Genomic DNA, 17,573 nt, shown 5'->3' with positions numbered 1-17,573 from the left:
CGGGGAACAAGGGGTCAGGGGCGCACCCGGAGCCCCCTGGGCGTGGCGTGGAAGCCTGCGGCCTCCAGTACCGACGCCAGGGGCGAGGTCAGCGCCGGCGAGCCGTTCACCCGCTCGACGGTGACCGTGCCCAGCGTCCCCATGCGTGCGGCCTCCGCCAGGGCGCCCGCGGCGGCGATGAGCGCCGGGTCGTCCGGATCGTGCACCCAGGAGAGCAGGGTCTTGCCGCCACGCTCCATGTACAGGGCCAGCTCCCCACCGACCAGTACCACCAGGGAACCCGCTTTGCGTCCGGGTTTGTGGCCGGCGCCCTCCGGGGATTCGGGCCAGCCCAGCGCAGCTCCGTAGGCGTTGGCGGGATCGGCGGCGGCCAGCACCACGGCCTGCTGTGCGGAACTGGTGTCGGCGCGCTCGCGAGCGGTGGACACGGCCCGGAGGCGGTCCACCGCACCGTCCATGGCGAACTGGGCCGCGCCCAGCCCCTCCACCACATAGCCGCGGCGCGCCTGCCCGTTGTCCTCGAAGGCGGCCAGCACCCGGTAGACGGCCGAGAATCCGCCCTGTACGCCCTCGGCGGCGACGGCCCCGCGCGTCACCACGCCGTGTCGGTCCAACAAGGTGCGTGCCAGGGCGTGGGCGCGGTGGGTGCGATCGGTCTCGATGACGGGCAGGACGGACCAGCGACCGCTCACCGTCGGAGGTCCACCGCGGGACGCGGGGCGGCTGGACGCCGTCACCAGCCCCCCGTATCTGCCTCGGGGCACGGGACGTCTCGCCCGATGGGCCGTGGATCCGGCGGTACGGCCCGAACCGAGCAGTGAGCGCAGCGGGGCGAGGGTGTCGTTGGTGAGCCGCCCGGACCAGGTGAGCTCCCAAATGGCGTCGGCCAGTTGCGGATCGGTGGCGTCCGGGTGGGTGGTCGCCCGCACCTGATCGACGATCTGCCGGAAGAACAGTCCGTATCCGGGGGCGAGGGCGGTCAGCACCGACTCATGGAGGGCGGTGAGCTCCAGGGGGAGGGGTGGTGGCAGCAGCAGGGGGGCGGTGTCGGCGAGGTAGAGCGAGAGCCAGCCGTCCTTGCCGGGCAGCGCTCCGGCGCCCGCCCACAGGACTTCGCCGGTCGTGGTCAGTTCGTCGAGCAGGGTGGGCGCGTACCCCTGGACCCGCGAGGGGAGGATCAGTTTCTCCAGTGCGGAGGCGGGCACGCTCGCCCCCTGGATCTGCTCGATCGCCCGGGCCAGCCCGTCGATGCCGCGAAGATCCCGGGCACCGATGTGCTGCCACGGGGGGAGGAACGCGGCCAGTGAGGCGGGGGGAACCGGTTCCAGCTCCTGGCGCAGGGCGGCCAGCGAACGGCGTCGCAAGCGGCGCAGGACCGTGGCGTCACACCATTCCATGCCGGTGGCCGAGCCGGGGGAGTCCGCCGTGGGATGGTCGCCCATCGGCGGGCGGAATTCGCCGTGGACGATGCGCCCGCCTGCTGCGAGTCTCTGGAGCGCCCCATCGGTGACGGCCGTGCCCAGCCCGAAGCGGGCCGCTGCCTGCACCGAGGTGAAGGGGCCGTTGGTCCGCGCGAAGCGGGCCAACAGATCGCCCAACGGGTCCTTGACGGGCTCGGTGAACGCCTCGGGAACCCCCACCGGCAGTGCGGTGCCCAGTGCGTCCCGCAGCCTGCCTGCATCCTCGATGGCCGCCCAGTGGTCCGCTCCCGCGACCCTGACCCGAATCGCCCGACGCGCGCCGGCCAGGTCGCGGGCCCACTGGGGGTCGCCCCCGCGCAGGGCCAACTCGGCATCGGTGAGGGGCCCGAGGATCCGCAGCAGATCGGCGACGCCCTCCTCGTCCTTGATCCTCCTGTCGTCGGTGAGCCACTGCAGCTCCCGTTCGAGTTCGATGAGGACATCGGCGTCGAGCAGTTCCCTCAGCTCGGCCTGTCCCAGCAGTTCGGACAGCAGGCGGGAGTCCAACGAGAGGGCCGCGGCGCGTCGTTCGGCGAGGGGCGAGTCCCCCTCGTACAGGAACTGGGCGACATAGCCGAACAGCAGGGAGCGGGCGAACGGGGAGGGTTCCGTGGTGGTCACCTCGACCATGCGGACCCGACGCGCTTCGATGTCGCCCATCAGCTCGACGAGGCCGGGGACGTCGAAGACGTCCTGAAGGCATTCGCGGACCGCTTCCAGGACGATGGGGAAGGAGCCGAACTCACTCGCCACCTGGAGCAATTGGGCGGCCCGCTGACGCTGCTGCCACAGGGGGGTGCGCTTGCCCGGGCTTCGTCGCGGCAGGAGCAGCGCCCGGGCGGCGCACTCCCGGAACCGGGATGCGAACAACGCCGATCCGCCGACCTGTTCGGTGACGAGTCGGTCGATCTCCCCCTGGTCGAAGACGGCATCGGCAGCGCCGACCGGGGCCTGTGCGCTGTCGTACGTGGTGTCGGTTGTGTTCCGGCCCTGGTCCTGGTCCTGGTCCAGCAGGTCGAGACCCATCAGATCGCTCATCAGATCCGCGTCGGGCAGCCGCAGTACGATGCCGTCGTCGGCATGCATGACCTGGGCGTCCATGCCGTACCGCTCGGTGAGTCGGGCGCCGAGCGCCAGTGCCCACGGGGCGTGGACCTGGGCGCCGAACGGCGAGTGGATCACCACCCGCCAGTCACCCAGTTCATCGCGGAACCGCTCCACCAGGATGGTCCGGTCATCGGGGACGTGACCGCAGGCGCGTCGCTGCTCGTCCAGGTAGGCGATGACGTTCTGCGCGGCCCAGGCGTCGAGTCCAGCGGCCAGCAGCCGCAGCCGGGCATCCTCCTCGGAGAGCGCACCCACTTCGCGCAGGAAGCCGCCGACGGCGCGCCCCAGCTCCAGGGGGCGGCCCAGTTGGTCGCCCTTCCAGAAGGGCAGTCTTCCGGGCACCCCGGGTGCGGGTGTGACCAGTACGCGATCCCGGGTGATGTCCTCGATCCGCCAGGAGGTGGTGCCGAGCGTGAAGACATCCCCCACCCGTGACTCGTACACCATTTCCTCGTCCAGCTCCCCGACCCTGCCGCCACCCTTCTTGGGGTCGGATCCGACGAGGAAGACACCGAAGAGACCTCGGTCCGGGATGGTGCCGCCTGAGGTCACCGCGAGCCGCTGGGCCCCCGGTCTGCCGGTGACCGTGCCCGCGACGCGGTCCCACACCACGCGCGGTCGCAGCTCGGCGAAGGCGTCCGATGGGTAGCGCCCGGCCAGCATGTCCAGGACGGCCGTGAAGGCGGACTCCGGCAGGGAGGCGAAGGGGGCCGCTCGGCGGGCCAGCGCCAAGAGGTCGTCGACCTGCCAGACGTCGAGCGCGACCATGGCGACCAGCTGCTGCGCCAGGACGTCCAGGGGGTTGGACGGGACGCGCAGTGCCTCGATGGAGCCGCTGCGCATCCGCTCGGTGACAACGGCCGCCTGCACCAGGTCACCGCGGTACTTGGGGAACACCACGCCGGTGGAGACCGCGCCCACCTGGTGCCCGGCCCGCCCCACGCGCTGGAGGCCGGACGCGACCGACGGGGGTGACTCGACCTGGATGACGAGGTCGACCGCGCCCATGTCGATGCCCAGCTCCAGACTGGAGGTCGCCACCACCGCGGGGAGCCGCCCCGCCTTGAGGTCCTCTTCGACCAGGGCGCGCTGTTCCTTGGACACCGAGCCGTGGTGGGCTCGGGCGAGCAGGGGCGGAGCGCCGTGGGCGGCCCCGGACTGGGCCATGATCTCGGCCGGTGGCGCGCCCTCGGGGAGGGCTTCGCCCGTGGCCCGCTCGTAGGCGATCTCGTTGAGGCGGTTGCACAGCCGCTCGGCCAGCCGGCGGGAGTTGGCGAAGACGATGGTGGAGCGGTGGGCCTGGACGAGGTCGGCGATCCGCTCCTCGACATGGGGCCAGATCGACGGCCGGTCCCCGCCGTCGGCGCTTCCACCGGAGCTCCCGGCCGCCGCTGGTGAGCCGCCCAGCTCGCCCAGGTCCTCGACGGGGACCACCACCGACAGGTCGAACTCCTTGCCCGACGGCGGCTGGACGATCTCCACCCGCCGTTGTGGTGAGAGATAGCGGGCGACCTCCTCCACCGGCCGTACCGTCGCGGACAGGCCGATGCGCCGGGCGGGACGCGGCAGCAGTTCGTCCAGCCGCTCCAACGACAGGGCGAGATGGGCGCCCCTCTTGGTGCCCGCGACGGCGTGCACCTCATCCAGGATCACCGTCTCCACCCCGGCCAGGGCATCCCTCGTGGACGAGGTGAGCATCAGGAACAGCGACTCGGGCGTAGTGATCAGGATGTCCGGCGGTCTGGTGGCGAGCGATCGGCGCTCGGCCGGCGGTGTGTCGCCGGACCGGATGGCGACCCGCACTTCGGGCTCCGGCAGGCCCAGCCGCACCGACTCCTGACGGATTCCGATCAGGGGGCTGCGGAGGTTGCGCTCCACATCGACGGCGAGGGCCTTGAGGGGAGAGATGTAGAGGACCCGGCAGCGGGCCTTGGGGTCGGCGGGCGGTGGGGTGGCCGTCAGTCGATCGAGGGCTGCCAGGAAGGCCGCCAGGGTCTTCCCGGAGCCGGTCGGGGCCACGACCAGGACGTCCGAGCCCTCGCCGATCGCCTGCCAGGCACCTTCCTGGGCGGCGGTGGGCGCGCTGAACGCTCCCGCGAACCAACTCCGGGTGGCGGGAGAGAACGAGTCGAGTGCAGTCCTGGCCATGGTCCCCATCGTGCACCGCGCCACTGACAATCGGCACCGCGGTGATCACCCCCCGGTGTCGAGAGGCCGCGGACCGGCCTCCGGGCGGCGCCGTGACGACCATGGGTGCGCGGTCATCCCACGGGGGTGAGTCATGGCTCCTGCCGGGTGTGGGCTCGCGGCTCGGGCGGACGCGCGGGCTCCGGTGCCCGTCCCTGGCGTACCTCTGCGGTACCCACCGGGGTACGCCAGGGCCGCACCTCCTGAGAAGTCGGCGTGAAACCCCTCTGACCTGCGTGGACGCAACCCGACCAACAGAGGGACGACCCAGTCCACCGCCCTACGCAGCACAATGGACACATGGGGAATCGGGCAGCGCAAGAATGGGCGAGGCACTGGCAACACGAGGAGTTGCCGGGCCTTGACCTGCTGCATGCCCGCTATGTCCGGCACACCTTCCCCCGCCATAGCCATGACGGGTTCGCCGTTGCCTCCGTCAGCGGTGGGGTGGAAGACCTGATCATGCCGGACGGGGTGATTCCGGTCCGCCCGGGCATGGTGGTGATGATCAACCCAGAGGTGCCGCACGCGGCGCGCGCAGGTGTACCCGAGGGCTGGACCTACACCACCCTCTACCCCTCCGTGGAACTCGTCTCCACCATCGCGCACGAGGTGACCACCCTGCGGGGCACCCCGGGCTTCGCCGAGTCCAATGTCCAGGACCCGCAGACCGCCGAACTGATCCGGAACGTGCACCTGGCCGCCGAGGTGGGCAATGCGCTGGCCGCCGACAGCCTGCTGCGGATCGTCGTCGCCCGTCTCCTCGGCCGGCACGGGAGCCGACTGCCGACCCGAAGCGCCCGGGATTCCGGTGCGCACACCGCGGCCCGGGCCAGGTCGCTCCTGGAGGAGCGGATGGCGGAACCACCCACCCTCGACCGACTCGCACAAGAGGTCGGCACCAGCCCCTTCGCCCTGTTCCGCGCCTTCAAGACGGCGTACGGAATGCCGCCGCACACCTGGCTCACCGACGCCCGGGTCCGTAACGCACGCCGTCTGCTGGAGGCGGGGAGAACCCCCGCCGAGGCGGCCGTCGAGGTCGGCTTCACCGATCAACCCCATCTGAACCGACACTTCACCCGGATCGTGGGCGTGCCCCCGGGCGCCTACCGGCATGAGCGGCTCGGTCGCGCCGGTGTGCGCAAGAACGTACAAGACGCTGGTGGGAGCCTCGCGTAACGTCCGCCACGTGCCAGAACAGACAGCTCACCCGAAGAGTGACCCGCCCCGGAACGATGCCCGGGCAGCCACAGCCGCAGCGCCGACGTCCAAGCCCGATGCGGCGGTCGTCCGTGATGCCCTCGGTGTGGGCATCGCCGTGGGCCTGTCGGGCTTCGCCTTCGGTGTGACCTCGGCCGGCTCCGGGCTCACCCTCCTACAGACCTGTGCCCTCAGCCTGCTGGTCTTCACCGGAGCGTCACAGTTCGCCCTGGTGGGAGCCATCGCAGCAGGTGGCAACCCGCTCACGGCCGCCGCCGGTGCCTTCTTCCTCGGCGTACGCAACGCCTTCTACGGACTCAGGCTGTCCCAGCTGCTCGCCCTGCCCAAGGCGGTACGCCCCTTCGCCGCGCACTGGGTGATCGACGAGACCGCGGCCGTGGCCCTCGCCCAGCCCGACCGCCGATCGATACGCCTCGGCTTCACCGTGACCGGGCTGACGCTCTACGTGCTCTGGAACCTGACCACGTTCCTCGGGGCGCTCGGGGCGGAGGCCATCGGGGACACCGATGCATGGGGGCTGGACGCGGCCGGGCCCGCCGTCTTCCTCGCCCTGCTCGCACCCATGCTGCGTACGGCGACCGAGCGCGCGGTGGCCGCGCTCGCGGTCCTGCTCGGGCTCGGACTACTGCCCGTGCTCCCCGCCGGGATGCCGGTCCTGGTGGCTGCGCTCGCCGCCCCCGCGGTGCTCTGGCTCAAGGGCCGCAGCCTGGGGCCGCAAGGAGTCGGCCCGGTGCTCAAGGCCCCCGCGGCGGTGCCGGACACCGAAGCGTCGGCCACCGGGGCGACTGCTCCCACCGGTACGGAAGCCAACGCTCCGGAGGTACACGCCAACGGTAGCGACGCGTCCGGTACCCCCGAAGCCGAAGCCGAAGCCGAAGCCGAAGCCGAAGCCGAAGCCGAAGCTGAAGCCACAAGCGAATCCACAGCCACAACCGCAACCGCAACCGGTGCTGACCCCGACCCCGGCCTTGATCCCGGGCCCCAGGGCCAGCCCGAACCGAGGACCGATGCGGACCTCCGCCGTACCGACGACGAGAAGGGTGGGAACCGATGAGCATCTGGATAGCGATCGCCGCCACCGCCATCGGCTGCTACCTGGTGAAGCTGGCCGGTCTGCTCGTGCCAGCCGGGGCGCTGGAACGCCCCCTGGTGCAACGGCTCGCCGCCCTCCTCCCCGTCGCCCTGCTCGCCGCCCTCACCGCTCAGCAGACCTTCGGAGCGGGGGACGCGCTCGTTCTCGATGCCCGGGCCGCAGGTGTCGCCGCAGCAGCCCTGGCGCTGGTGCTGCGGGCGCCGTTCCTCGTCGTCGTCGGGGCGGCCGTGGTCGTCACCGCAGGGGTACGGGCGCTCGGCGGCTGACCCCCGTTGACCGGCGTTGCCGAGGACGGCACGTCAGTCGATGCGCCTCCCATGGGCGTGCAGCGTCCGCAGCGCCTCGATGGTCACCCGGGGCCGGGCCTCCAGAGCCGCCGCTGGTGCCCATGACCGCCAGGTGATCGGCCAGCCGCCGTCATCCTCCTGTGAGCCTTCCAGATGGTCCAGCGAACGGGCCATCTCCTCGTCCGTGAACCAGCGCCGCGCCAGCGAGCCGGGGGTGCGTGCGTAGTCGTGCGGGAAGTGGTGCTCACCGGGGGCGTAGCCGTCAGCCACCGGGTAGTCCTCGATCCGCTCCGGGTCGAGGACGGCCCATTGCCGCTCGCGCACCAGCCGCCCGAGCCGGTCGGCCACCGCCTCGGCCCGTGAACGGTCCGGCACTCCGTCGAGGAACGCGACCGCGGCTTCGATCTCGTACGGATGGGACCGCGTCAGCCCCTCGACCGCCGCCCAACAGAAGTCCGTGGCTCGAAACAGCCAGGCGTGCCAGACCCGGTTGCGGTGCAGCAGACCGACGACCGGGCCCGTCGCCAGAAGTTCCCCCGGAGGATCGTCCACGACCGGGATGAAGGGCGCCGCCGGATAGCCGCGCTGCGCGGGGTGGACCGCCGGGAGCGCCCCTTCGGAGGTCGACACCTCGGTGAAGTAGCGGCACATCCGTTCCACCCGCAGCCCGCCGCACCTGCCGATGGAGTCCAGGACGTACAGGGCGTGTGCCGTGTGCAGGGGCTGGCTGATCGGCCCGCGTAGATCCGGCTCCAGGGCATGGCCGTATCCGCCGTCCTCGTTCAGATGGGCGGTGAGCGCCGCCTCGACGCCGTCGGGGCGGCCACGGAGAAAGTGGTACTCGAAGCGTCGCTGTTCCAGGACCCGCGCGGTGAGCCAGATGAAGCGCTCGGCGCGGGCGCGCGAAGACAGCGGGGTGTGCAAGGGGTCCGGTCCGGTTCCAGCCATGCTTCGACCGTAGGACGGAAAGGGCTTTCGGCATCCGGAACGGGCCGGACCGCACCCCGGGAGCGGGATACTGAAGTCATGCGGTTGACGAACTTCTGGGAGCGGATGGCGGACCACTTCGGCCCGTCGTACGCCGAATCCTTTGCCCAGGACCATGTGATGGCCGAACTGGGCGGCCGTACGGTGCACCAGGCGCTCGACGCCGGCTGGGAGGCCAAGGACGTCTGGCGTGCGGTCTGCTCGGCCGTTCAGGTGCCCTCCGACAAGCGATGACCCCACGGGGCTTTGACCAGCGGTGATTCGATGGGCGGCGGCTCGGAGCGAACGCCGGGACGAAGATCGGAGACCGAACACCGAAACGAACGCCGTGCTCCGTGCGGACCGCTCGGGAGCTCTCCCCAGCGGACGGACCGAAGTTTCGTACCTTGCCCTTGGGCTATTGCCCCTTTGCGGTCCGAGCGTCCGTACCGTGGCCACTGCGGGTCGAACCCATTCCCTCCGGGCGATCCATGGGCAGTACGCCACGTAGGCGACACTTGCCCCGTGGCCTCGACGACCGACAAGAACGATCAGGACAGAACCGAGCAGGGCGTACCCCGGCAGGGCGGCACCTCAGGTGCCACCGCGACGCGTACGGAACCCGGCCCGGCCGTGGGCCCTGGGGACGCGGGCGCACCCGAAGCCCCCTCGGCATCCCGCCCCGCCGCGCACGACGCGCCTCCGCCGAGCCTGCCTCCGCCCGCCCCGCCGACCGAGTCGCCGGGCCCGGCGCGGATGCCCCGCTGGCTGCCCCGCGCCATGGTGCTCGCGCTGACGCTCTACGCCTGCCTTCAGCTCGGCAGTTGGGCCTTCCACCAGCTCATCGGCCTGCTGATGAACATTCTGATCGCCTTCTTCCTGGCCCTGGCCATCGAGCCCGCGGTGGGCAGGATGGCGGCCCGTGGAATGCGTCGGGGGCTCGCGACCTTCCTCGTCTTCTTCGGGGTACTGGCCGCGGGGGTCGGTTTCGTCGTCCTGCTCGGCTCGATGCTCGCCGACCAGATCGTCACGATGGTCGAGGACTTCCCCAAGTACCTCGACTCCGTGATCAGTTGGATCAACCAGACCTTCCACACCGAACTGTCCCGAGTCGAGGTCCAGGACAGCCTGCTGCGCTCGGACTGGCTGCGGAAGTACGTCCAGAACAGCGCGAGCGGGGTGCTCGACGTCTCCGCGACGGTCCTCGGAGGGCTGTTCAAGCTGCTGACGATCTTCCTCTTCTCGTTCTACTTCGCGGCGGACGGGCCACGCCTGCGCCGGGGACTGTGCTCCGTACTGCCTCCGGCCAAGCAGACCGAGGTGCTCCGCGCCTGGGAGATCGCCGTCGACAAGACGGGCGGTTACCTCTACTCGCGCGGTCTGATGGCGCTGGTCTCGGGATTCTCGCACTACGTGCTGTTGGAGATCCTCGGCGTCCCCTACGCGCCCGCGCTGGCGGTCTGGGTCGGGCTGGTCTCGCAGTTCATCCCGACGATCGGCACCTATCTGGCCGGGGCGCTGCCCATGCTGATCGCCTTCACGGTGAACCCCTGGTACGCGGTGTGGGTCCTCGGATTCGTCGTGATCTACCAGCAGTTCGAGAACTACGTCCTCCAGCCCAAGCTGACGGCCCGGACGGTGGATATCCACCCGGCCGTGGCCTTCGGGTCGGTCATCGCCGGTACGGCGCTGCTGGGCGCCGTCGGCGCGCTGATCGCCATCCCGGCAGTGGCCACGCTCCAGGCGTTCCTCGGCGCCTATGTGAGGAGGTACGACGTGACCGACGACCCGCGGGTGCAAGGGCACCACAAGCGGGGAGCCGGTGGGGTCCTCCAGCGGATTCGCGCACGGGTGGTGAGGGCGGCCCCCGATGAGGCCGCGGCCGTGGCTGAGCCCTCGGCGGCTCCGGGTCAGAACTGACCATCCCGCCTGATGCCTGATGCCTGATGCCTGATGCGGGCGTCGGGCATCAGGCGTTTCCGGAGCCCGGCGCGGGGGTGAGGGGGAGGGGCATCGGACGTCCGACGCGCCGGGCGGTGCGCTTGACACTGAAATCGAACATCCTTTCTTATAGGGTTTCCGGCCCCTGATTCACGTGGAGTTATCCACAGGCCGGCGGGACGTCGGGCCCCATTGTCAGTGGCAGGGGTTAGCGTCATTGACGTGAAGCGATCGACACAAGCAAATCGGGTGGAACCCATGGCAGGAACCGACCGCGAGAAGGCTCTTGAAGCCGCGCTCGCACAGATTGAACGACAGTTCGGTAAGGGTGCGGTGATGCGCCTGGGCGAGCGCCCCAATGAACCCATCGAGGTCATCCCCACCGGGTCGACGGCACTCGATGTGGCGCTCGGCGTGGGCGGACTGCCGCGCGGCCGTGTCATCGAGGTGTACGGCCCGGAGTCCTCCGGCAAGACGACCTTGACCCTGCACGCCGTGGCCAATGCACAGAAGGCGGGCGGTGCGGTGGCCTTCGTGGACGCCGAGCACGCTCTTGACCCTGAGTACGCGAAGAAGCTGGGCGTCGACATCGACAACCTCATCCTGTCTCAGCCGGACAACGGCGAGCAGGCTCTGGAGATCGTCGACATGCTCGTGCGCTCGGGCGCACTCGACCTGATCGTGATCGACTCCGTGGCGGCCCTGGTGCCGCGGGCGGAGATCGAGGGCGAGATGGGCGACTCGCACGTCGGCCTCCAGGCCCGTCTGATGAGCCAGGCCCTCCGCAAGATCACCAGTGCGCTGAACCAGTCGAAGACGACAGCGATCTTCATCAACCAGCTGCGCGAGAAGATCGGTGTGATGTTCGGCTCGCCGGAGACCACGACCGGTGGTCGCGCGCTGAAGTTCTACGCTTCGGTCCGGCTCGACATCCGCCGCATCGAGACCCTCAAGGACGGCACGGACGCGGTGGGCAACCGCACCCGCGTCAAGGTCGTCAAGAACAAGGTCGCGCCGCCCTTCAAGCAGGCGGAGTTCGACATCCTTTACGGGCACGGGATCAGCCGTGAGGGCGGGCTGATCGACATGGGCGTGGAGCACGGTTTCGTCCGCAAGGCCGGCGCTTGGTACACGTACGAGGGCGACCAGCTCGGTCAGGGCAAGGAGAACGCCCGGAACTTCCTGAAGGACAATCCCGATCTCGCCGATGAGATCGAGAAGAAGATCAAGGACAAGCTGGGGGTCGGCGTTCGTCCCGCGGCAGCTGAGGCGGCCCAGCCCGGCCCGGATGCAGCAGGGGCGGAGGCCCCGGCCGATGAGGCCGCGAAGTCCGTGCCCGCGCCTGCCACCAAGGCCAAGACGGCCAAGACGGCGGCAGCAGCCAAGAGCTAGCCGCCATGCCTTTCCCATCGAAGAGGCGGACCAAAGGGCAGGGTGGCGGCTCGGACTCGTCGAGGGCCGAGTCGGGGCTGCCACCCCAGGATCCGGCCGAGCGGGCGCGGGCGATCTGTCTGCGCCTGCTCACCGGGACCCCACGCACTCGCAAGCAACTCGCGGACGCATTGGAGAAGCGGGAGATCCCCCCGGAAGTGGCCGATGAGGTGTTGTCCCGGTTCGAGGACGTGGGGCTGATCAATGACGCGGCCTTCGCGGACGCATGGGTGGAGTCCCGGCACCACGGCCGGGGCCTCGCCCGGCGCGCGCTGGCCCGGGAGTTGCGGACCAAAGGAGTGGAGCCCGCACTGATCGACGAGGCCGTGGGCCAACTCGATCCCGAGAGGGAAGAGGAGACCGCACGCGAGCTGGTGGCCCGCCGACTGCGCTCGACCCGAGGACTCGATCGCGACCGGCGGATCCGTCGGCTGGCGGGAATGCTGGCCCGCAAGGGGTACGGGGAGGGGGTGGCGCTTCGCGTGGTGAGACAGGCGCTGGAGGAAGAGGGGGAATCCATGGAAGAAATGGATGTACCCGAGGACCTGGAGGAGTTCCGGGAGGACGGCTGAACGCCGGTGCTCAGCGTGCCGGGGTGGGCAGGGAGATCGCTGTGCATCGATCGAACGGCTCGTGGGGGAGGGCCGGCCCCTGGGAGTTCGCCGCACCGGCCCGGCCCTGGCGGCCTCATCGAAATCGAAGCCATGACCCGACTCGTCGGCCGTCGGTACGTCCGTGGCCACCTCAGCGGCAGATCCGCAGGGTCCTCAAGAATCCCATGGTCCTCAAGAGTCTCAGGGTTCTCAGAGTTCCTAGCGGTCTCAGGCTTCTCAGGCTCTCAGGTTTCTTGGGGGGCAATCCACCCCGACCGACCATGGGGAGAAGATGCACCCACCAAGGGCGGCAAGGGCCCGCCCTAGCATCTCGGTGCGTAGCTTTCGTGGACAGGACCCAGGGCGTGTCCGAACACGCTCCTGGGCTCGACCGCGCTTCCTACCTCTCCACCGGCAATCCCGCTGACCGCCACGCCTGGAATCCGCCGATCAGATCCGTCGCCCGGTGGAGACCCAACTGACGCAGAGACATCGCGGCCAGGGAGGAGGCGTACCCCTCATTGCAGATCACCACGATGCGAAGGTCGTGACTGACCGCTTCCGGCGCCCGGTGGCTGCCCTGGGGATCCAATCGCCACTCCAGTTCATTGCGCTCCACGACCAGTGCACCGGGGATCAGGCCGTCCCGCTCACGCAGGGCGGCGTAGCGGATGTCGACCAGCAGGGCGCCCTCGCCCGCCTCGACGAAGGCGCGCTGCGGCTCCACCCGGTCCAGTTCCGTGCGGATCCGTTCCAGGAGTTCATCGATTCCCACGGGTTCGGTCACTGCCACTCCTGTGATCGCTCCACCTGCTCCAACCGCAGGACGGCGCCGGATCTGCTGAAGCGCCGGATCAGGGGAAGCGGCGGATAGTAGGCGTGCACGGAGATGGCATGGTCCGTGCTCGACACATTGAGGACCTCGTGCACATGGTGCTGTCCAAAGGCGCGGCCCTGCCCCACTCCCAGTTGCCGCTGACGATCCACCCCTTCGCGCAGCTCCAGGGTCTTCCAACCGCTGGCAGGCAGTCGTACGGCCAGTGCGTTCTCCGTCAACTTGCCCGCTGCGGTGGCGAAGGCGCCGATCGACTCGGCGTGGTCGTGCCATCCGGTGCCGGTTCCGGGCGGCCAGCCGATCAGCCATGCCTCGCTGCCGCGCGGTCCGTCCAGCCGCACCCAGGTACGGCCCTCGGGGTCCAGTGGCAGGGAGGCGATCGCCTCGGGGTCCGCAGCGGTCTGCCGGACGAAGTCCAGTAGCTCGGCGGTCGTCGGGGAGGTGCCCCCTTCCCTGGCCCAGCCCGCAGCCGCGGCCTCAGCACCATCCGACACGCCGTCAGACATCCCTGCCGCTGGAGGTGCAGGAGCCTCCAACAGTGCAGTGGTCGGTAGGGGAGCACCGGGCGGATGGGATGGGACCGACGGAGGGAGCGCGGAGGGCGCAGGAGACGAGGAAGCGCCGGAAGCCGTTGCCTCGGAGACGTCCGCTGCCGTGGACGTACGGGGGGTTACCCCTGCCGGAAGGGACGCGGACAGGGGTCGAGCAGACTGGGACACGGAAAACCGTCCTGGATGTTCGCTGGAGGGCGCCCGGTGTCACGGGAACCGGGCGCGCAGAAGAAAAGGCGAAATCAGCAGGACGGTCGACACACGCAGCCCGCGTAACGGAGCAGGTCCATATGGACCCTCCGCCACAGGTGCACATCGGTGTCGGTCACGCTCCGGAGTACACCATGTCGACTCCTGAGGGTCAATTGATGTCCGCGGTGCGGTCGCTGTGTGCCGCCTGCGGCTCCCGCGTGCCTCCACGGGCTGCGTCCGCCGCCGCGTACAGCTCCGCTGGGCGTACCCCTGCGAAGGTGGCGACCAGATGTCCGTCCGGGCGTACCAACAGCACCGTGTGTGCCGAGGCTCCCGGATAGCATTCCGTGACCAGTAGCTCAGCCCGTACGGGCAGCGCGCTCACCGCTGCTGCCAACCGTGGCATCACTCCCGCGCTCTGCCAGTGGCGCCGGTCCCACACCCCGGTTCCGGGGGCGACGAGCACCACCAGGAGCATTCCTCGGCCCAGCCGGTCCCTGAGGCGTGCGCCCGTCCCGTCCGGCGCGGTCACCCGTACGTCGGAGACGGGGGCACCCGCCTCCGTACCCACCGGGACCTGCTGGGGCACATGGCCGGCGCCGAGCGGTGAGTGCCGATACACGGGGGCCGCTCCGAGGGGCCCCTGTCCGAGGTGGCCGTCGGTGAGCAGGACGTCATGACCGCGTGCGGTGCCCGGCAGATAGGCGCGCAGCGCACCTCCGCCGCGCAGTATCGGCAGCACCTGGTCGGCTGCGCGCAGTCGGCCGGCGACCGAGGTCCGACGTTCCGCCTGGTAGCTGTCGAGGAGCAGTTCGCCGGACCCGTGGTGCCAGGCGTGCGCCAGCTTCCAGGCCAGGTTGTCGGCGTCTCGCAGCCCCTCGTCGAGACTTCCGGTGCCCAGTGCGCCCAGCAGATGGGCCGCGTCGCCGGCGAGGAACGCCCGGTCCACCCGCCAGCGCCAGGCCAACCGGTGATGGATCGTGTGCACGCCGGTGTCGATCAGTTCGTACGGCGGGGTCTGGCCGCACCAGCCCGCGAGGGTGTCACGAATCCGGGTCACCAGGGCGTCGGGGGTGACCAGTTCGCTCTGTGACGGCAGGAGCCAATCGAGCCGCCAGACGTCGTCCGGCAGGGGGCGTGCCGTGATCTCATCGCCGCCGGTGCGCCACGGCGGTGAGCGGTGCAGCAACGCCTCGTCGGGCCAGGGCAGTTCGGCGCGCAGTGTGGCGACTGCATGGCGTTCCACCGCCGTGCGCCCGGGGAAGCGGATGCCGAGCAGTTTGCGGACCGTGGAGCGCGCGCCGTCGCAGCCCACCACATGGCTGCCGCGCCACCAGGTCGCCTCCGGTCCCCTGGTGTGGACGATGACGCCAGTGGCGTCCTGTTCGAGCGAGTCCACGCGACTCTCGGTGACGAGCGTGATCTCGTCACGTGCGGCGATGGCGTTCCTCAGACCGCGGGCGAGGGCGTGTTGGGGAATGTGGAGGGGTGCGGGACAGGATTCGTCGCCCAGCGACACATGGCGTACTTCCTGCTTGCGGCGGAGTGAACGCCAGCCGACCCAACGCGTCCCTTCGTCACGGACCGTTGCGCAGTCCAGTCGTTCGATCATGGCAGCGGTGTCGGGGCGCAGCACTGCCGTACGGGCAGGGCGGGGCTCCTCCTTGCCGTTGCTCTCGTCGAGCACGATGGAGGGGACGTTCTGGTGTGCGAGAGCGAGCGAGAGCGCCAGACCGACCGGGCCGGCGCCGACGACGATCACCGGGTCCACGAAGTGGCTCCCGTGGCTCGTAGGGACGGCAGGCCGGAAAGCGTGGTGGGAGCCCGGTGCGTGATCACAGAACGTATGCAACCCATTGGGGGTGCCTGCGTCAAGTGACCCATGAGCGACATGGCGGACACCGCACCACCCGGCGGCGGAAGACTGGTCCCGGGGGGCTCACCCTCCCCGAGGGCATCGGGGTTCGACCGGGTCCGACGGCCGCGCCCGATTCGGTGGTGCCAGGAGCCGGGGGTCCCTGGAACAGGGACATCCAAGAGCGAAGTCCCCGGATCCATCCCGGACAGCCGAAAGGGACGGTGGCACCGCCGTGCCACCGCCCCTGCTCTTGTGCGACGTGCCCTCAGGCTCCGCCGCCCCCGCCGATTCCGGCGTCGACCTTCTCCATGTCGACGACGGCCCCGGTGCTCTTCGGTGCTCGCCGGGCATGGCGCTCCAGCGCCCCGGCGATGCTGGTGAGGATGAAGTTGAGGACGATGTAGATCAGGGAGATCACTACGAGGGTCGCGATGGTGTTGGCGCCGTAGTTCGCCATGATCGGACGTGCTTGGAACAGCAGCTCGCCGAGCCCCAGCAGCACCCCGCCCAACGCGGTGTCCTTGACGATGACGACCAGTTGGCTGACGAGCGCCGGCAGCATCGCGGTGACGGCCTGCGGCAGCAGGACGAACGTCATCGTCTGGCTCTTGGTCATGCCGATCGCCTTGGCCGCGTCGGTCTGACCGCTGGGCAGGGAGAGGATGCCTGCCCGGACGACCTCGGCGATCACCGAGGCGTTGTAGAGGACCAGTCCGGTGACCACGGCGTACAGCGGCCGGATCTCCGATTCGATGTCCGTGAACTGGGCGAGGGCGGAGAACGAGAACAACATCAGCATCAGGACCGGGATGGCCCTGAAGAACTCGACCACGGCGCCGACGGGTACCCGTACCCAGACGTGGTCGGAGAGTCGGCCGATGCCGAGCACCGCGCCGAGCGGGAGCGCGATCACCACCGCGAGGCCGGCTGCCTTCACCGTTTCCCACAGACCGGGGAGCAGGAAGGTGGTCCATACGTTGGAGTCCTCGACGAAGGGACTCCACTTCTCCGCCGCCAGTTGGTTCTTGTCGGCCATGGTGGTCAGCACCCACCATGACACCGCCCCGAGGACGACGAAGAAGCCGATCGTGTAGAGCACGTTGCGACGCTTGGCCCGGGGGCCGGGGGCGTCGTACAGGACTGATGTCATCGTTTCACCGCCACACGCTTGGCCACCCAGCCGAGCAGCAGGCCCGTGGGCAGGGTCAGAACGATGAAGCCGAAGGCGAAGACCGAGAAGACGGCGAAGATCGCGTCGGATTCGTTCTCGATCATCTCCTTCATCAGCAGCGAGGCTTCCGCCACGCCGATCGCCGCAGCCACCGTGGTGTTCTTGGTGAGGGCGATGAGGACGTTGGCCAGTGGCGCGACCACCGAGCGGAACGCCTGGGGGAGCACGATCAGGGTCAGCACCTGGGAGAAGCTGAGCCCCAGTGCCCGGGCAGCTTCCGCCTGGCCGACGGGAACCGTGTTGATGCCGGAGCGCAGCGCTTCACAGACGAAGGTGCCGGTGTAGGCGACGAGGCCGAGCACGGCCAGCCGGAAACCGATGTCCTTGAAGTCCTCCGCGCCCAGAGACACCCCCAACGTCTGGTTGAGGGCGAGGGAGCAGGCGACGATGACCACGGTCAGCGGAGTGTTGCGGACCACGTTGACGTAGCCGGTCCCGAAGGCCCGCATCATCGGTACGGGGCCCACCCGCATGGCGGCCAGCAGGGTTCCCCATATGAGGGAACCGATGGCTGAGTAGACGGTGAGCTGCACCGTCACCCAGAACGCTTCGAGCAGGTCGTACTGCCCGGAATCAAGGAAGTCGAACACGTTGACCCGCGATCTCTCCTGGTTGGATCG

General features: G+C 69.8%; 14 protein-coding genes and 1 pseudogene. 7 read left to right on the top strand and 8 right to left on the bottom strand.

Going from position 1 to position 17,573, the window contains the following annotated elements:
- Positions 1–14: 14 nt before the first annotated feature.
- Complete coding sequence (locus tag ACFXJL_RS17555) at positions 15–4,715, bottom strand: DEAD/DEAH box helicase (protein WP_384693247.1); 4,701 nt, start codon at positions 4,713–4,715, stop codon at positions 15–17.
- A gap of 339 nt (positions 4,716–5,054) precedes the next feature.
- On the opposite strand from ACFXJL_RS17555, the gene ACFXJL_RS17550 reads away from it, so the two are divergent.
- The 3 genes and pseudogenes from ACFXJL_RS17550 (at position 5,055) to ACFXJL_RS17540 (ending at position 7,334) form a co-directional block, all read left to right on the top strand.
- On the top strand, positions 5,055–5,933 hold the full coding sequence (locus tag ACFXJL_RS17550) for an AraC family transcriptional regulator (protein WP_358878896.1): 879 nt from the start codon (positions 5,055–5,057) through the stop codon (positions 5,931–5,933).
- A gap of 10 nt (positions 5,934–5,943) precedes the next feature.
- Positions 5,944–6,687 (top strand): annotated as a pseudogene (locus tag ACFXJL_RS17545) (AzlC family ABC transporter permease); the annotation flags it as partial.
- Positions 6,688–7,025: 338 nt separating this feature from the next.
- Positions 7,026–7,334, top strand: coding sequence for an AzlD domain-containing protein (locus tag ACFXJL_RS17540; protein ID WP_358878897.1), 309 nt, complete (start codon positions 7,026–7,028; stop codon positions 7,332–7,334).
- 33 nt (positions 7,335–7,367) lie between these two features.
- On the opposite strand, the gene ACFXJL_RS17535 is transcribed toward ACFXJL_RS17540, so the two are convergent.
- A complete protein-coding gene (locus ACFXJL_RS17535) occupies positions 7,368–8,303 on the bottom strand; it encodes a hypothetical protein (RefSeq protein ID WP_384693243.1) in 936 nt (311 codons plus the stop codon).
- Positions 8,304–8,381: 78 nt separating this feature from the next.
- Between ACFXJL_RS17535 and ACFXJL_RS17530 the strand changes: the two genes are divergently transcribed.
- The 4 genes from ACFXJL_RS17530 to recX all read left to right on the top strand — a co-directional run bounded on the left by ACFXJL_RS17530 (position 8,382) and on the right by recX (position 12,265).
- On the top strand, positions 8,382–8,576 hold the full coding sequence (locus tag ACFXJL_RS17530) for a DUF3046 domain-containing protein (RefSeq protein WP_329023927.1): 195 nt from the start codon (positions 8,382–8,384) through the stop codon (positions 8,574–8,576).
- A gap of 501 nt (positions 8,577–9,077) precedes the next feature.
- Positions 9,078–10,241: an AI-2E family transporter gene (locus ACFXJL_RS17525; protein ID WP_358879009.1), complete on the top strand. Its 1,164-nt coding sequence runs from the start codon at positions 9,078–9,080 to the stop codon at positions 10,239–10,241.
- Positions 10,242–10,520: 279 nt separating this feature from the next.
- Positions 10,521–11,654, top strand: a complete 1,134-nt coding sequence (gene recA / locus ACFXJL_RS17520) for a recombinase RecA (protein WP_384693240.1) — start codon at positions 10,521–10,523, stop codon at positions 11,652–11,654.
- Between the two features lie 5 nt (positions 11,655–11,659).
- Positions 11,660–12,265 (top strand): recombination regulator RecX, encoded by a 606-nt coding sequence (gene recX / locus ACFXJL_RS17515; RefSeq protein ID WP_384693237.1) that lies wholly within the window; start codon positions 11,660–11,662, stop codon positions 12,263–12,265.
- Between the two features lie 421 nt (positions 12,266–12,686).
- On the opposite strand, the gene ACFXJL_RS17510 is transcribed toward recX, so the two are convergent.
- The 6 genes from ACFXJL_RS17510 to ACFXJL_RS17485 all read right to left on the bottom strand — a co-directional run bounded on the left by ACFXJL_RS17510 (position 12,687) and on the right by ACFXJL_RS17485 (position 17,543).
- A complete protein-coding gene (locus ACFXJL_RS17510; protein WP_384644155.1) occupies positions 12,687–13,088 on the bottom strand; it encodes a rhodanese-like domain-containing protein in 402 nt (133 codons plus the stop codon).
- Positions 13,070–13,627, bottom strand: coding sequence for a cysteine dioxygenase (locus ACFXJL_RS17505; protein WP_384693234.1), 558 nt, complete (start codon positions 13,625–13,627; stop codon positions 13,070–13,072). The genes ACFXJL_RS17510 and ACFXJL_RS17505 overlap by 19 nt, the downstream gene beginning before the upstream one ends.
- Positions 13,628–13,914: 287 nt before the next feature.
- Positions 13,915–13,986 (bottom strand): putative leader peptide, encoded by a 72-nt coding sequence (locus ACFXJL_RS17500; protein ID WP_349797842.1) that lies wholly within the window; start codon positions 13,984–13,986, stop codon positions 13,915–13,917.
- 47 nt (positions 13,987–14,033) lie between these two features.
- Complete coding sequence (locus ACFXJL_RS17495; RefSeq protein WP_384693231.1) at positions 14,034–15,635, bottom strand: FAD-dependent monooxygenase; 1,602 nt, start codon at positions 15,633–15,635, stop codon at positions 14,034–14,036.
- A gap of 352 nt (positions 15,636–15,987) precedes the next feature.
- Positions 15,988–16,872 (bottom strand): amino acid ABC transporter permease, encoded by an 885-nt coding sequence (locus ACFXJL_RS17490; RefSeq protein WP_384693228.1) that lies wholly within the window; start codon positions 16,870–16,872, stop codon positions 15,988–15,990.
- The gene (locus ACFXJL_RS17485; protein ID WP_358878905.1) at positions 16,869–17,543 is read right to left on the bottom strand and encodes an amino acid ABC transporter permease; all 675 of its coding nucleotides are present in this window, start codon (positions 17,541–17,543) and stop codon (positions 16,869–16,871) included. Before ACFXJL_RS17485 ends, ACFXJL_RS17490 begins: the two co-directional genes overlap by 4 nt.
- Positions 17,544–17,573: the final 30 nt, after the last annotated feature.

This window comes from Streptomyces sp. NPDC059256, assembly GCF_042753785.1.
GTDB lineage: Bacteria > Actinomycetota > Actinomycetes > Streptomycetales > Streptomycetaceae > Streptomyces.
The sequence above is the reverse complement of the archived record's forward strand: the minus strand, read 5'-3'. Positions and strand labels throughout refer to the sequence as shown.

Coding starts and splice junctions, on each gene's coding strand:
- ACFXJL_RS17550 (WP_358878896.1), top strand. CDS start 5,055: ATGGGGAATCGGGCAGCGCAAGAATGGGCGAGGCACTGGCAACACGAG.
- ACFXJL_RS17490 (WP_384693228.1), bottom strand. CDS start 16,872: ATGACATCAGTCCTGTACGACGCCCCCGGCCCCCGGGCCAAGCGTCGC.
- ACFXJL_RS17535 (WP_384693243.1), bottom strand. CDS start 8,303: ATGGCTGGAACCGGACCGGACCCCTTGCACACCCCGCTGTCTTCGCGC.
- ACFXJL_RS17530 (WP_329023927.1), top strand. CDS start 8,382: ATGCGGTTGACGAACTTCTGGGAGCGGATGGCGGACCACTTCGGCCCG.
- recX (WP_384693237.1), top strand. CDS start 11,660: ATGCCTTTCCCATCGAAGAGGCGGACCAAAGGGCAGGGTGGCGGCTCG.
- ACFXJL_RS17555 (WP_384693247.1), bottom strand. CDS start 4,715: ATGGCCAGGACTGCACTCGACTCGTTCTCTCCCGCCACCCGGAGTTGG.
- ACFXJL_RS17540 (WP_358878897.1), top strand. CDS start 7,026: ATGAGCATCTGGATAGCGATCGCCGCCACCGCCATCGGCTGCTACCTG.
- ACFXJL_RS17525 (WP_358879009.1), top strand. CDS start 9,078: ATGCCCCGCTGGCTGCCCCGCGCCATGGTGCTCGCGCTGACGCTCTAC.
- ACFXJL_RS17505 (WP_384693234.1), bottom strand. CDS start 13,627: ATGTCTGACGGCGTGTCGGATGGTGCTGAGGCCGCGGCTGCGGGCTGG.
- recA (WP_384693240.1), top strand. CDS start 10,521: ATGGCAGGAACCGACCGCGAGAAGGCTCTTGAAGCCGCGCTCGCACAG.